The sequence below is a fragment of the Pseudomonas sp. NFACC41-3 genome (assembly GCF_900109505.1).
GTDB lineage: Bacteria > Pseudomonadota > Gammaproteobacteria > Pseudomonadales > Pseudomonadaceae > Aquipseudomonas > Aquipseudomonas chlororaphis.
The window spans coordinates 133,900-149,314 of the sequence record NZ_FOAE01000003.1 but is presented as its reverse complement, the minus strand read 5'-3'; the positions used below and the strand labels follow the sequence as shown (position 1 = coordinate 149,314).

At 59.1% G+C, this 15,415-nt stretch carries 11 protein-coding genes and 1 pseudogene; 1 reads left to right on the top strand and 11 read right to left on the bottom strand.

What is annotated here, in order from left to right; translation table 11 throughout:
• A complete protein-coding gene (locus BMY68_RS14910) occupies window positions 1-993 on the top strand; it encodes a fimbrial protein (protein ID WP_085532646.1) in 993 nt (330 codons plus the stop codon).
• A gap of 49 nt (window positions 994-1,042) precedes the next feature.
• Here BMY68_RS14910 and BMY68_RS14905 read toward each other — a convergent pair whose 3' ends face one another.
• The 11 genes and pseudogenes from BMY68_RS14905 to atpA all read right to left on the bottom strand — a co-directional run bounded on the left by BMY68_RS14905 (window position 1,043) and on the right by atpA (window position 15,405).
• On the bottom strand, window positions 1,043-1,888 hold the full coding sequence (locus BMY68_RS14905; protein WP_085532644.1) for an EAL domain-containing protein: 846 nt from the start codon (window positions 1,886-1,888) through the stop codon (window positions 1,043-1,045).
• A 119-nt stretch (window positions 1,889-2,007) separates the two neighbouring features.
• Window positions 2,008-5,208: an ATP-binding protein gene (locus BMY68_RS14900; RefSeq protein ID WP_175534845.1), complete on the bottom strand. Its 3,201-nt coding sequence runs from the start codon at window positions 5,206-5,208 to the stop codon at window positions 2,008-2,010.
• A gap of 8 nt (window positions 5,209-5,216) precedes the next feature.
• Window positions 5,217-5,834: a response regulator gene (locus BMY68_RS14895; RefSeq protein WP_085532642.1), complete on the bottom strand. Its 618-nt coding sequence runs from the start codon at window positions 5,832-5,834 to the stop codon at window positions 5,217-5,219.
• Between the two features lie 220 nt (window positions 5,835-6,054).
• Window positions 6,055-6,281 (bottom strand): annotated as a pseudogene (locus BMY68_RS30120) (arginine deiminase family protein); the annotation flags it as partial.
• A 474-nt stretch (window positions 6,282-6,755) separates the two neighbouring features.
• A complete protein-coding gene (gene glmS, locus BMY68_RS14885) occupies window positions 6,756-8,588 on the bottom strand; it encodes a glutamine--fructose-6-phosphate transaminase (isomerizing) (protein ID WP_062824147.1) in 1,833 nt (610 codons plus the stop codon).
• Between the two features lie 10 nt (window positions 8,589-8,598).
• Window positions 8,599-9,366, bottom strand: coding sequence for a DeoR/GlpR family DNA-binding transcription regulator (locus BMY68_RS14880; protein WP_009041458.1), 768 nt, complete (start codon window positions 9,364-9,366; stop codon window positions 8,599-8,601).
• A 226-nt stretch (window positions 9,367-9,592) separates the two neighbouring features.
• Window positions 9,593-10,960 (bottom strand): bifunctional UDP-N-acetylglucosamine diphosphorylase/glucosamine-1-phosphate N-acetyltransferase GlmU, encoded by a 1,368-nt coding sequence (glmU, locus tag BMY68_RS14875; RefSeq protein WP_037034405.1) that lies wholly within the window; start codon window positions 10,958-10,960, stop codon window positions 9,593-9,595.
• A 114-nt stretch (window positions 10,961-11,074) separates the two neighbouring features.
• Window positions 11,075-11,500: a F0F1 ATP synthase subunit epsilon gene (locus BMY68_RS14870; RefSeq protein WP_009041460.1), complete on the bottom strand. Its 426-nt coding sequence runs from the start codon at window positions 11,498-11,500 to the stop codon at window positions 11,075-11,077.
• Window positions 11,501-11,545: 45 nt separating this feature from the next.
• Window positions 11,546-12,922, bottom strand: a complete 1,377-nt coding sequence (gene atpD / locus BMY68_RS14865) for a F0F1 ATP synthase subunit beta (RefSeq protein WP_009041461.1) — start codon at window positions 12,920-12,922, stop codon at window positions 11,546-11,548.
• Between the two features lie 27 nt (window positions 12,923-12,949).
• Window positions 12,950-13,810: a F0F1 ATP synthase subunit gamma gene (gene atpG / locus BMY68_RS14860; protein ID WP_007924507.1), complete on the bottom strand. Its 861-nt coding sequence runs from the start codon at window positions 13,808-13,810 to the stop codon at window positions 12,950-12,952.
• 50 nt (window positions 13,811-13,860) lie between these two features.
• Window positions 13,861-15,405: a F0F1 ATP synthase subunit alpha gene (gene atpA / locus BMY68_RS14855; protein ID WP_007924506.1), complete on the bottom strand. Its 1,545-nt coding sequence runs from the start codon at window positions 15,403-15,405 to the stop codon at window positions 13,861-13,863.
• Window positions 15,406-15,415: the final 10 nt, after the last annotated feature.

Here is a 15,415-nt window from a genome sequence, read left to right as displayed (position 1 = left end):
ATGAAATTGAAGCTTCTGACCCTGGCGGCGACTTGCGCCGCACTGGGTTTGAACTTGGCAGAGGCGGCCAACCCGGACGGGTGCTACTGGCATACCGGCGGTATTGGCGACCAGAAAAGGTACTTTACGATGACTGCACCGAGTCAGTTGAACCTGCAGAGCGTGCCCATCGGCGGTGTCATGGCTAACTCACCGATAGCGACCATTCATTCCGAAATCTGGCAGATAAAGTGTCCGTTTCCGGCCGTTCAGAACTACCGGGGCGAATACTACGTGTCCGACGCTGAACTAGCAGACGGTTTCACCGACGTATACAAGACCGGTATTCCCGGCGTCGGCGTGCGGTTCAAGAGCAACGCCAGCGGCACCATTGGCAACCTGCCGATGATTGACCCGTTCCCGAACGGCAACAACACCTACACCAACGTGATCAAGGCCGTGCAGCTCGAATTCATCCGTACCGCGCGGGACGTCGGCCAGGGTATGGCGTCGATGAACTTCACCATCGAACAGGACATCAACGGCTGGAACGCGGCGCAGATCAAGGTCGGAGGCAGCACCAATCTGGAAACCCGCAGCTACTTCTCCGGCTGCGCAGGCGTCGAACAGCTCACTATTCCCCTGGGGAAGGTTTCCATCGCGGAAATCGGCAAACAGCAAAAGCAGTTCAATCTCGACGTGCTCTGTTCCGGGCTGCCAGCGGGCACAAAGATTCCTGTACGGGTCTATTTCGAAGGCAGCTCCGACGGACCGGGGCGCCTGAACCTCGATGCAGGGGGAGCGAAAGGCGTGGAGATCGCACTTAAAGATGGCAAAGGCGCCCTGCTGCCTTTCTCGAAGGGCAGCGCCCTTGCCATGGACTGGATCAACAGCCAACCCGGCGGCGAGCTTTATCGCCTGTCCGTCAGTGCTGGCTATGCCCATAAGAACGTACAGACCGTTGAAGTCGGTAAGGCGAACGGGACGCTGAACTACATCATCGATTACGACTGACCCAAGTATGAGTCGGTGGGGCCGGGGCTGAAACCCCGGCCTTTTCATTTCAGAAAGGTTGTTGCGAGCCCTTCAACCATGCGTCCAGCGAATCTACCGGCATGGGCTCAGCGTAGAGATAACCTTGGCCAAAACAGGCACCCAATTGCATCAGTAGCGAACGCTGCGACTGGGTCTCGATTCCTTCCACAATCAATTGCATCCCCAAGTCCTCAGCCAGGAACAGCGCATGCCGGACGATAGCTCGCGCGCGCGGCGAACTTTCTAGCTGGGCCGTGAATTCCCTCGCCAGCTTGATCTCATCGAATGGCAGTTGGTTGAGACGCCACAGCGAGGAGTAACCCGTGCCGAAATCATCCATCGACAGGCGTACGCCAAGTTCCTTCAGGCACACAAGGCGCTGCTGAACAGCGGGCGAGACGCTGGTGAATGCATCCTCGGTAATTTCCAGTGTCACCGACGACAAAGGCAGCGGATGCTGCTGCAGTCGTGCAGCCAACTGATCGACCAGCGAATCGCTGGCAAGCTGATGCAGACTGAGGTTGAAAGCGAAACTCAGTTCGCGACCTTGCCGATGCAGTTCGACCTGACAGGCCAGGCCCTGTGCTAGAAGTCTACAGAGCAGTTCATCGAGCAACTGTTTACGGGTCATCAGGGAGATGAACGCTGCCGGAGTCATGAGGCCGCGCTGGGAATGTTGCCAGCGCGCGAGGACTTCCACACCCTGCACCTCCTGGCTCTGCAGGTCGAACTTGGGCTGCACGTAAGCCTGGAACTCGCCGCGTCGCAGTCCCCTGCGGATATCGATGGCATCAGGCTGCTGTGCCGCAGCAACGAGCCGGGGAGAACATCGGCTTTCGCCGTCGGAAAACTGGGTGGAGAGTGCGATGGACATGTTGGGAACCCTGGTTCAAATCACCCGCAAAGCCTATGCGAATGACCTTTCCCACCCTCAAAGACGCATCTGCAAAGTGACTGAGACGGTTCTCGATTCGAGCCAAGAATCTTCTGGGGTCACGCCATCTGTAGGGACAGGTTGATCTGCTCCAGGGCATTGAGCAGCGCTTGGGCCGCCTCGTTCAGCTCCTGGGTGAGCCCGTCGACGCACAGTTCCTCGACCTCGACACACCGCTCCAGCAGCGCCTGGTGATTGAGCAAGTAGGCGGTGCCCTTGAGCTTGTGGGCAATGCACCGCAGCGCGGGCACATCTCCGTCGTCCAGTGCTTGGCGCAGCGCAGCGCTTTCACCCTGGTTGCTCGCCACTACCTGGCCAGCCATCGAGGCGCGGATGTCATGGGTCCAAGACGGCCCGCCAGGTGCGTGGATCTGCTCGGCGCCAAATTTGGGAATCAGGCGGTTGAGTATCACCAGGTTGGTCGGTTTCACCAGCGCATGCTCCATCCCCGCATCGTGGCATTGCTGCAAAGTCTCACGTTGCGCGTCCGCCGTGAGACCGATGATCAGGCAGGGCCTGGTGCCTTGCAAACCCTCCAAGCGACGGATCGCCCGGGTCATTTCCAGTCCGTCCATTTCCGGCATGTTGCAGTCAGTGATGACGATGTCGACTGCATGCTCGCTCCACAGGGAGAGTCCCTCCAAGCCGTTGCAGGCGGTCAACGTGCGATGCCCCAGGTAACCGATCTGCTGGACAAGCAGGTACTGGCTCGGCAGGTGGTCCTCGACGACCAGGACCGTCAGCGGTTCATCGATATTCATCGTATTGCCCGAACTTTCGGGCAATACGATGGAGTCGACCTTCACCCGCTCCAGGGAGACTGCGAAGCTCATTCGCGTGCCGCTGCCCTCCTCGCTCTCCACTTCCAGACCGCTGCCCATCAGCACGCACAGAGACTGGCTGATCGCAAGGCCCAGACCCGCGCCGGCATTAGGATTACCCACTGCGCCATCGACGACGTAGAAGGGCTTGAACAGCTGATCCAGCTGCGCGGCGGGAATGCCTGCACCACTGTCGGTCACACTGATTCGCAAGCTCAATGTCGCATCCCCGTCCTCAATTACCGAACAGTTCAGGTCGACGCCGCCGTGCTCGGTGAATTTGATCGCGTTACTTAACAGATTGGAAACAATCTGCTTGACCTTCACCGCGTCCACCCAGACCAGCTCGGTAGCCCGCGCGTCTATATCCAGGGTCAGCCGTAACTGCTTCTGCCTTGCCAGCCCCGAGAACACATTGCCCACACACTCCAGCAACTCGCTGATGCGCGCCGGCTCAGGTACCAGCGTCAGATTTCCCGACTCGATGCGGGAAATGTCCAGGATATCGCCGATCAACGCGAGCAGGCCGATGGCCGACTCGTAGGCGATATGCACCGATTGCCGATTCAGTTCGGTTTCGCTGCGGCGTGTCAGCACCAGCTCCAACATACCGATGATGGCGTTGAGCGGGGTGCGGATTTCGTGGCTCATGGTGGCAAGAAACACTGACTTGGCGCGGTTCGCACCGTCCGCCGACTCCTTCGCCTGCTGCAGCTCATCAAGCAGCAACTGGCGTTGATCTAGGTCCGAGCGTTTGCATCGGATACGTCGGCGCTGGACGACTATCAGCACACCGGCGACCAACAGCAACACACCAAGCAGCCCCACGGAACGCCAGATTAAGGACGCGACGCCCTCCCAGTACTTGTCGTCGTTGGCCGAGTTGGCGCGCCACCGGCCGACGATCCGCAGGGACTCGCGCGGGGTGATCTCCAGCAGCGCCTTGTTCAGGATGGCAACCAGCTGCCCCTGGTCCTTCGCCGCGCTGAACACTATCCGCACAACTAGGCCGTTGAAGATTCCGCCGACCTTCAAGCTACTCTCGTACTTGTAGGACAGGTAGTAACGCGCCAGGTTGGCAGGGGCCAGGACTATGTCGGCATCGCCATCGCGCACCAGATTGAAGGCCTCGCCCATGGTCTCGGTTTCCCTGAACACCAGGTACGGATACAGGGCGCTGAACTGACGGGGATCGAGGTAGCCGTTGGCGACCACGACCGTTGCGCGGGTCTGTGCATCGAGCGTTATCGGCTGCGCATCCTGGCGCTGCACAAACAGGTAGGGGGCCGTGGCCAGCGCGCTGGTATGCAGGTAAGGCCGATCGAGAGAGGGTGTTTCAGGAAGGATGCTCAAGCTCGCCGCACCTCGGTCGAGCAAGGCACCGGCCTCGCTCAGCGAGCTGACGCGATCGATCTCGAAGTGCAGTCCGGTCTTGCGCCGCATGATGTCCAGCACGTCCGAAGCTATGCCGCTGAAGCGTCCTCGATTGTTGAAGAATGCGTAGGGGGCAATGTCCTCGCTGACCGCCAGGCGCACGGTACCGGCGTTCTCAAGCCACGCTCTCTGATCTGCACTGAGACGGCTGCGGAAGTCATCGGGCCAGCACTCTTCGGTATCGCCCCAGATGTACTGCGCGTCGATCTTCTGGCATCGGTTCAGTCCCCCCAGCGCACGCCTGAGAATGCCTTCTAGCACCCAATTGCCTGGCATCAGGCCGAAACCGACCTGAACCTCGGGCAGCTTAACGCTCTGGTTGACCACCAGCTGGTTGCCGAACAGCTGGCTTGAAAGGAAGTGGGTGGAAAGCTCGTCGCCGAGAAACACGTCGTTCTCGCCGGTCAACACCGACGCCATCGCCTGCAACACTGACGGGTAGCGCTGAAACCGGCCGTCACCACCGGCACTGCGAAAAAGCTCCAGCATCATGCCGTTTGCGACGGCGATGCGCGTCTGGCCATCGGTGGCACTGTATTCGCGGAGGTCCCCACTTTCGGAGAACAGCGACAGCTCGGTCAGGGCATAGGCCGGGCTCAGGACCAGACCGTATTTAGAAGCCATCAGCGGATTGATGTTGCTGACCATGTCAATGCGCCCATCGCGCAATGCGTCATACATGGCCTCGCGAGTCTGGAACGAGTGCACGTGAATCGGCGTACCCAGTTCCCGCTGTAAGGCCACAATGTAATCAGCCAGGAGGCCTTCCAAGCGCTGGCCCCCGGCAAAGATCCGCAGCGGTGGAAGCGGATCCTTCAGAACACCAACCACCAGGGAGGGTTTCTGCGCCAGCCACTGCTGTTCGGATGCGGACAGGGTAACCTTCAGATCTTCAAGCGATTGCCGGGCGAACGGCAGCAGTTCGTACTCTTGCGCCATGCCGCTGCGCCAGCAAAATAGCAGGACTAACACCGTCAGGCAGCGCAGCAGGCACGAATTGCTCATTCGTCGGCTCAGACCAACTCGTGCCGGCGCGCGATATCGGCCAGCTCGATCACTGAGACCACCCCCAGCTTGGTCTGAATATTCACCTTGTGCCCGCTGACAGTCTTACGGCTAAGGCTCAGCCGGGCAGCGATCTCGCTGTTGGAAAAACCCTCGGCCAGCAGCTTGAGTATCTGCAGTTCGCGATCAGTGAGGTATTCCAGGTCCCCCGTCGACTCCGGCTTGCCGAGCAGCGTCATACAGTCCTTCGGGAAGAACACATAGCCGTCGGCAACCGTTTCGATTGCCTTGATCAGCTTGCTGATCGATTCGCTTTTACTGACGAAGCCACTGGCGCCGGCATGCAGGCAGCGTACTGCGTAGTTCTCCTTTGCCTGGGAGGTGAACACTAGCACGCGGGTATCGAGCTTCTCGCGGGTGATGCGCTTGAGCACGGTGAGACCGTCAAGTTTCTCCAGGCCGATATCGAGGATGACCACGTCTGGCGCCAACGTCTGAATCATGCGCAGCGCATCCACGCCATCGGCTGTCTCGCCAACAGCCTCGAACCCGATAGATGCAAGGGCCTGGCGGATTGCCTGGCAGATTAAGGGGTGATCATCGACGATTAGGACTTTCATACTCATGTAACCACCGGAGTCAAAAGGGCTTGAAGACTTTGAAAAGTGGCAACAGAAATCTGGACGCGTCTCAACGTTGCGCTTACCGGTATGGTCTATCGGATTCGTTTGACTGGGCGGCTTTTCCTGTTGCGCGGCTGGATGATTCTGCCGCCCAAACGCCCCGGTTAGCGTCAAGACAGGTCCGGATATACCTCCAGACACTTCTTGAGTTTTGAGTCAGGCGCAAGAAATTGTGTATCTCCAAGACCTCCACTTCCCGCTTGCGCATCTTGGTGACGAAATCGAAGTGATCGTGCTAGGCCTGACTCACCCAGATCACATCGTCGAACAGCAGTTCGTTGCAGTTGCTGGGCGTAGGCCGCTGGAGGGATAGGGCTGGCGGAAACGCCACCACCATGTGCAATTTGCCGATTTCGGAAGGGCACCTAGCTTAGTTTTTTCCGTACTCATGAATACTTCCAATTTTCCTCGCGATAGTCGAATTCCTCTTAAGAAATCAAGGTTTTCAAGTATTAAACTCGGTATTTTGGAGAAGCGACATGACATGCATCAAAGACGAATTGAGCCTTTTGCCCGCGTAGACAGTCGGCCTATGGCCAGGACGGTGAGAGGATCAAATGGACAGCATCCAGGCCATCCCATATGCGCAGTGATTTTACGTAGGTCCATCGAGCTTCAGCTGGACCTGGAAAGGCTCTCGAACAACTCGACGGTCAGATCTCTCCAATTCAAATGGAGATTTCGCTCGATGTACGAATGCAAGGATTCGTCAGGTTGATTCGTACAATCATGAGGACATGTAGCCACCCTGACGCCTACCGGTGAGCAAGGTAAGGACCTCGCCAATGTCTGCAGAGGAGCAAATCCTCCTCTGCGACAGTTTTTATTGTCTAAAACCAAGCCATGCAGCCGACTGTGGATAACTCACTCCACCGTGACGGACTTGGCCAGGTTGCGCGGCTGGTCGACGTCAGTGCCCTTGAGCACCGCCACGTAATAAGACAGCAGCTGCAGCGGGATGGTGTAGAGGATCGGCGACAGGATGTCGTGGATATGCGGCATGTGGATAACATGCGTGCCCTCGCCGTTGGTCATGCCGGCCTGCTCGTCGGCAAAGACGATCAGCTCGCCGCCACGGGCGCGGACCTCCTGCAGGTTGGACTTGAGCTTCTCCAGCAACTCGTTGTTCGGCGCCACGGTGACGACGGGCATGTCGTTATCCACAAGGGCCAGCGGACCGTGCTTGAGCTCGCCGGCCGGGTAGGCTTCGGCGTGGATGTAGGAGATTTCCTTGAGCTTGAGTGCCCCTTCCATCGCCACCGGGAACTGTGCGCCACGACCGAGGAACAGGGTGTGGTGCTTCTCGGCGAACAGCTCGGCGATTTTTTCCACCGTGCTGTCCATCGCCAGGGCTTCGCCCAGGCGGGTCGGCAAGCGCCGCAGTTCTTCCACCAGGGTGGCTTCGACGCCTTCGCCCAGAGTGCCGCGGACCTGACCCAGGGACAGGGTCAGCAACAGCAGGCCAACCAGCTGGGTGGTAAAGGCTTTGGTCGATGCCACGCCGATTTCGCGACCGGCCTGGGTCAGCAGGGTCAGGTCGGACTCACGCACCAGCGAGCTGATACCGACGTTGCAGATCGCCAGGCTGGCGAGGAAACCCAGCTCCTTGGCATTCCGCAGCGCGGCCAGGGTGTCGGCGGTTTCGCCGGACTGGGAAATGGTCACGAACAGGGTATCCGGCTGCACCACCACCTTGCGGTAGCGGAACTCGCTGGCCACTTCGACCTGGCACGGAATCCCGGCCAGTTCTTCCAGCCAGTAACGGGCAACCATGCCGGCGTGGTAGCTGGTGCCGCAGGCGACGATCTGCACGTTGCGCACCTTGGCGAACAGCTCGGCGGCCTGTGGGCCGAAAGCCTGGACCAGCACCTGGTCCTGGCTCAGGCGGCCTTCGAGGGTGCGTTGCACCACGGCTGGCTGCTCGTGGATTTCCTTGAGCATGAAGTGGCGGAACTCGCCCTTCTCGGCGGCCTCGGCGCCGTCGCGGTATTGCACGGCTTCACGCTCGACCGCTTTGCCGTCGACATCCCAGATCTGCACGCTGTCGCGGCGAATCTCGGCGATATCGCCCTCTTCCAGGTACATGAAGCGATCGGTTACCTGACGCAGGGCCAGTTGGTCGGAAGCCAGGAAGTTTTCCCCCAGGCCCAGGCCGATCACCAATGGGCTGCCACTGCGGGCGGCAACCAGGCGGTCCGGCTGGCTGGCGCTGATCACGGCCAGGCCATAGGCGCCATGCAGTTCCTTGACGGTGGCTTTCAGGGCCACGGTCAGGTCGCCCAGGTCCTTGAGTTTGTGGTCCAGCAGATGAGCGATGACTTCCGTGTCGGTGTCCGAGGTGAACACGTAGCCCAGGCCCTTGAGTTGCTCGCGCAGGACTTCATGGTTCTCGATGATGCCGTTGTGCACCACCGCCAGGCCGCCGGAGAAATGCGGGTGGGCATTGCGTTCACACGGCGCGCCGTGAGTGGCCCAGCGGGTGTGGGCGATGCCCAGGCGACCGACCAGCGGCGCGCCGGCCAAGGCCTGTTCCAGCTCGCTGACCTTGCCCGGACGACGCAGGCGCTCGAGCTTGCCATCGTTGGTCAGGACCGCCACCCCGGCGCTGTCGTAGCCGCGGTATTCGAGACGCTTGAGGCCTTCGAGCAGGATGGGCGTGATATTCCGTTCAGCAACGGCGCCAACAATTCCACACATGGTTTCTCTCCTAGATGACTGCCGCGCAAATCAGCGTAATGCCGCGGGCCTGAATCTGGTCGCGGGCCTCTGCAGGCAGGCGATCATCGGTAATAAGGGTATGGACGCTGCTCCAGGGCAGCTCCAGGTTGGGAATCTTGCGGCCGATCTTGTCGGCCTCGACCATCACCACGACTTCCCGCGCCACCTCGGCCATCACCCGGCTCAGGCCGAGCAGCTCGTTGAAGGTGGTGGTCCCGCGCACCAGATCGATGCCGTCGGCACCGATAAACAGCTGGTCGAAGTCGTAGGAACGCAATACCTGCTCGGCAACCTGCCCCTGGAACGACTCGGAGTGAGGGTCCCAGGTACCGCCGGTCATCAACAGCACCGGCTCATGCTCCAGTTCGCTCAGGGCATTGGCCACATGCAGCGAGTTGGTCATGACCACCAGGCCCGGCTGCTGGCCGAGTTCGGGAATCATGGCCGCGGTGGTACTGCCACTGTCGATGATGATGCGGGCGTGTTCGCGAATCCGCGCAACCGCCGCGCGGGCGATGGCTTGTTTATAGGGGGAGACTGGCTGGCCGAGATCGCCGACCAGTTCCTGCGGCATGGTGATCGCGCCGCCGTAGCGCCGCAGCAACAAGCCGTTGCTCTCCAGGGCCGCCAGGTCCTTGCGGATCGTAACTTCCGAAGTTTCGAAGCGTTTAGCCAGCTCATCCACGCTCACCTCGCCCTGTTCATTGAGCAAGGCCAGAATGTTGTGACGGCGCTGGGGCGTATTGCGTTTCGACATGAGCACTTAAGTTTCGATTCGAAAGATAACGGAAGCAATCAAAACCTATTGCCGGAAATTCGTCAAGCGAGGGAAATGAAAAAATGCTGTGGATAACAGCCGGAAGGAATTATCCACAGGGATGACGTTTCGCGGCCACAGAAGGATGGGTATCAATCCTGTAGCCGCGAGTTTTCTCACTATAGGCAGAGCGAACAGCATCGACCTTGCATCGGCTGTGGATAACTCAGCTTTTCTTGATTTTCACCGGGCGTTTCCAGCCGTCGATATTCTTCTGCCGGGCACGGGCCACGGCCAGCTGGGCTTTTTCCACAGTCTGGTTGATGGTGGAACCAGCCGCCGTGGTCGCGCCATCCTGGATATCCACAGGTGCCACCAACGAGTTGTTGGAACCGATGAAGACGTCTTCGCCCAGCACCGTACGATGCTTGTTGGCGCCATCGTAGTTGCAGGTAATGGTGCCGGCGCCGATGTTGCTGCGCGCACCGATCTCGGCATCGCCCAGGTAGGCCAGGTGACCGGCTTTGGCACCCTCGCCCATGCGTGCGTTCTTCAACTCGACAAAGTTACCCACATGGGCACGGGCTTCGAGAACAGTGCCCTGACGCAGGCGGGCGAACGGACCGGCATCGCTGCCTTCACCCAGTACAGCACCTTCGATATGGCTGTTGGCCTTGATCACCACGCCCTTGCGCAGGGTGCTGTCCTTGATCACGCAGTTCGGGCCGATCACCACGTCGTCCTCGATGACCACGCGACCTTCGAGAATCACGTTGATGTCGATCAGCACGTCGCGGCCCACCGTCACTTCACCGCGCACATCGAAACGTGCCGGGTCGCGCAGGGTCACGCCCTGAGCCATCAGGCGCCGACCTTCGCGCAACTGGTAATGACGCTCCAGCTCGGACAGCTGCTTGCGATCGTTGGCGCCCTGCACTTCCATCGGATCGTGCGGTTGCTCGGTAGCCACCAACAAACCATCGCTGACCGCCATCTCGATCACGTCAGTCAGGTAATACTCGCCCTGGGCGTTGTTATTCGACAGACGACTCATCCAGTCGGCAAGGCGATTCGCCGGCACGGCAAGGATGCCAGTGTTGCCTTCGGTGATAGCGCGTTGCGCTTCGCTGGCGTCCTTGTGCTCGACAATGGCTGCGACCCTACCGTCGGCATCGCGAACGATCCGGCCATACCCGGTCGGGTCGTCCAGCTCCACGGTCAGCAATCCCATTTGCCCGGGAACAACATGCTTGAGCAAGCGCTGCAGGGTTTCGACTTCGATCAGCGGCACGTCACCGTAGAGAATCAGCACGGTGTCGGCGGTAATGAACGGCACCGCCTGGGCGGTGGCGTGACCGGTACCCAGTTGCTTGTCCTGCAGCACAAAATTCAGGTCGTCCGCCGCCAGGCGCTCACGCACCGCATCGGCACCGTGACCGATGACGACATGGATGCGTTGTGGATCGAGTTGCCGGGCGCTGTGGATAACATGACCAAGCATGGAGTTGCCCGCCACCGGGTGCAGCACCTTTGGCAACGAGGAACGCATGCGAGTGCCTTGACCGGCAGCGAGAATAACGATTTCGAGAGACATGACTGGCTACCAATCCTGGGTGGTCAGCGACTGCGACCATGAGGTGAATTGCAAAAAAAGAAAAAGGGTAGCCGAGGCTACCCTTTTTAATCAATCACGCGGAAATCCCGCGGCTTAGCCGCCGAACTTCTTGCGGATCTGCTGGACGGTACGCAGCTGGGCTGCGGCCTCGGCCAGACGTGCAGCAGCAGAACCGTAGTCGAAATCTGCGCCTTTTTCATTCAGGGCCTTCTCAGCAGCCTTGACGGCTTCCTGAGCGGAGGCTTCGTCCAGGTCGGCAGCACGCTGCACGGTGTCGGCAAGAACCTTGACCATGTTCGGCTGAACCTCGAGGAAACCACCAGAGATGTAGAACACCTCGGCTTCCCCGCCCTGCTTGATCAAGCGGATCGGACCTGGTTTCAGATTAGTGATCAGCGGAGCGTGACCCAGGGCGATACCAAGATCCCCGAGCTCGCCGTGTGCGATCACCATCTCGACCAGACCGGAGAAGATTTCCCCTTCCGCGCTGACGATATCGCAATGGACTGTCATAGCCATCTGCTTGCCTCAACCTAAATTAGCGCCCGTTGCCGGGCGCCGGGATTACAGTTTCTTGGCTTTCTCGATCGCTTCTTCGATGCCGCCGACCATGTAGAACGCTTGTTCTGGCAGGTGGTCGTAGTCACCGTTGAGGATGCCTTTGAAGCCAGCGATGGTGTCTTTCAGGGAAACGTATTTGCCTGGAGAACCAGTGAAGACTTCAGCCACGAAGAACGGCTGCGACAGGAAGCGCTGGATTTTACGAGCGCGGGATACCAGTTGCTTGTCGGCTTCGGACAGTTCGTCCATACCCAGGATCGCAATGATGTCCTTCAGCTCTTTGTAGCGCTGCAGCACGTACTGAACGCCGCGAGCGGTTTCATAGTGCTCGTTGCCGATCACGTTCGGGTCCAGCTGACGGGAAGTCGAGTCCAGTGGATCTACCGCTGGGTAGATACCCAGGGAAGCGATGTCACGGGACAGTACGACGGTGGCGTCCAAGTGGGCGAAGGTGGTCGCTGGCGACGGGTCGGTCAAGTCGTCCGCAGGTACGTATACCGCTTGGATCGAGGTGATCGAGCCTTGCTTGGTCGAAGTGATACGTTCTTGCAGAACGCCCATCTCTTCAGCCAGGGTCGGCTGGTAACCTACTGCGGAAGGCATACGGCCCAGCAGTGCGGATACTTCGGTACCGGCCAGGGTGTAACGATAGATGTTGTCGACGAACAGCAGAACGTCGTTACCTTCGTCACGGAACTTCTCGGCCATGGTCAGGCCGGTCAGAGCTACGCGCAGACGGTTTCCCGGCGGCTCGTTCATCTGGCCGTATACCAGTGCCACTTTGTCCAGAACGTTGGAATCCTTCATCTCGTGGTAGAAGTCGTTACCCTCACGAGTACGCTCACCCACACCGGCGAACACGGAATAACCGCTGTGCTCGATGGCGATGTTACGGATCAGTTCCATCATGTTTACGGTTTTGCCCACACCGGCACCACCGAACAGACCGACTTTACCGCCCTTGGCGAACGGGCAAACCAGGTCGATAACCTTGATGCCGGTTTCCAGCAGGTCGTTGCCGCCAGCTTGTTCAGCGAAGGTCGGCGCAGGACGGTGAATGCCCCAACGCTCTTCTTCGCCGATCGGACCAGCTTCGTCGATCGGGTTGCCCAGTACGTCCATGATCCGGCCCAGGGTCGCTTTACCGACCGGTACGGAGATGGCTGCGCCAGTGTTGTTGACGTCCAGACCGCGCTTCAAGCCCTCGGTGGAGCCCATCGCAATGGTACGTACCACGCCGTCGCCCAGCTGCTGCTGAACTTCCAGAGTGGTTTCGGCGCCTTGAACCTTCAAGGCGTCGTAGATGCTCGGTACGCTGTCGCGTGGAAATTCCACGTCGATAACGGCGCCGATGATTTGAACGATACGTCCGCTACTCATAGCTGGATCCTCTGAATATTTGAACCGTTAAACCGCGGCAGCGCCGCCGACGATTTCCGAGATCTCTTGGGTGATCGCAGCCTGACGCGCCTTGTTGTAGATCAGCTGCAAATCGCTGATCAAATCACCGGCGTTGTCGGTAGCGTTCTTCATCGCGATCATCCGCGCAGCTTGTTCAGCCGCGTTGTTCTCGACCACCGCCTGGTAGACCTGCGACTCCACGTAGCGAACCATCAAGCCGTCAAGCAGCTCTTTGGCATCCGGTTCGTAGAGATAGTCCCAGTGGTGCTTGAGTTCTTGATCCGGGGTTGCCACCAGCGGAATCAACTGCTCCACCGTAGGCTGTTGCGTCATGGTGTTGATGAACTTGTTGGACACCACGGACAGGCGGTCAATCCGGCCGTCCAGGTAGGCATCCAGCATCACCTTGACGCTGCCGATCAGATCATTGATCGACGGCTCTTCGCCCAGGTGGCTGATTGCAGCGACGACGTTACCGCCGAAGTTACGGAAGAAAGCCGCACCTTTGCTGCCAACCACGCACAGATCGATCTCGACGCCATTTTCGCGGTTTACCGCCATGTCCTTGACCAAAGCCTTGAACAGGTTGGTATTCAAACCACCGCACAGACCACGGTCACTGCTCACCACGATATAACCGACGCGCTTGATTGCGCGGTCGATCATGAACGGGTGGCGATATTCCGGGTTGGCGTTGGCCAGATGACCAATAACCTGGCGGATGCGCTCCGCGTAAGGACGGCTAGCAGCCATGCGCATTTGTGCCTTGCGCATTTTGCTGACCGCCACTTTTTCCATGGCGCTGGTAATCTTTTGCGTGCTTTTGATGCTCGCAATCTTACTGCGAATCTCTTTTGCGCCTGCCATGTAACACCTATCAGGTTAGCAAGCGGGAGCCTCGCGGCCCCCGCTGCGGCTTACCAGGTTTGGGTGGCCTTGAACTTCTCGATACCGGCTTTCAGGCCAGCGTCGATTTCGTCATTGAAGTCACCCTTCACGTTGATCTTCGCCATCAAATCGGCGTGATCGCGGTTGAAGTAAGCAATCAGCGCTTGTTCGAAGCTACCGATCTTGGCGATTTCGACGTCAGTCAGGAACCCACGTTCAGCGGCATACAGCGACAGCGACATGTCAGCGATGGACATAGGCGCGTATTGCTTCTGCTTCATCAGCTCGGTAACGCGCTGACCGTGTTCAAGTTGCTTACGGGTCGCTTCGTCCAGGTCAGAAGCGAACTGGGCGAATGCCGCCAGTTCACGGTACTGAGCCAGGGCGGTACGGATACCACCGGACAGCTTCTTGATGATCTTGGTCTGAGCGGCACCACCTACACGGGATACCGAAACACCGGCGTTCACTGCCGGGCGGATGCCGGAGTTGAACATGGCCGATTCCAGGAAGATCTGACCGTCGGTGATGGAAATCACGTTGGTCGGAACGAACGCGGAAACGTCGCCAGCCTGGGTTTCGATGATCGGCAGTGCGGTCAGGGAACCGGTCTTGCCAGTTACCGCGCCGTTGGTGAACTTCTCTACGTACTCTTCCGAAACGCGGGATGCGCGCTCCAGCAGACGGGAGTGGAGATAGAACACGTCGCCTGGGTAAGCTTCACGGCCTGGTGGACGGCGCAGCAGCAGGGAAATCTGGCGGTAAGCCACTGCTTGCTTGGACAGATCGTCATAAACGATCAGCGCGTCTTCACCGCGGTCGCGGAAGAATTCGCCCATGGTGCAACCGGAGTACGGTGCCAGGAATTGCAGGGCAGCGGATTCGGAAGCACTGGCAGCCACGATGATGGTGTTGGCCAGAGCGCCGTTTTCTTCCAGCTTGCGAACAACGTTGGCAATGGTCGATTGTTTCTGACCGATAGCCACGTATACGCAGAAGATGCCGCTGTCTTTCTGGTTGATGATCGCGTCGATCGCCAGAGCGGTCTTACCGATCTGACGGTCACCGATGATCAGCTCACGCTGGCCACGGCCGACAGGGATCATGGCATCGACAGCCTTGTAGCCAGTCTGTACAGGCTGGTCTACCGACTTACGCCAGATCACGCCTGGAGCAACTTTCTCGACCGCGTCGGTCTCGGTGTTGTTCAGCGGACCTTTGCCGTCAACTGGGTTACCCAGTGCGTCGACTACGCGACCCAGCAGTTCCTTACCAACCGGAACTTCGAGGATGCGGCCAGTGCACTTGGCGCTCATGCCTTCAGCCAGAGTCGTGTATGCGCCCAGTACAACGGCACCTACGGAGTCTTGCTCGAGGTTGAGTGCCATACCGTAGACACCGCCCGGAAACTCGATCATCTCGCCGTACATGACGTCGGCCAGACCGTGAATCCGCACGATACCGTCAGAAACGCTGACGACAGTGCCTTCGTTACGGGCTTGGGAGGTCACATCGAGCTTTTCGATGCGGCCCTTGATAATTTCACTTATTTCGGAAGGATTGAGTTGCTGCATTGCTCTGCTG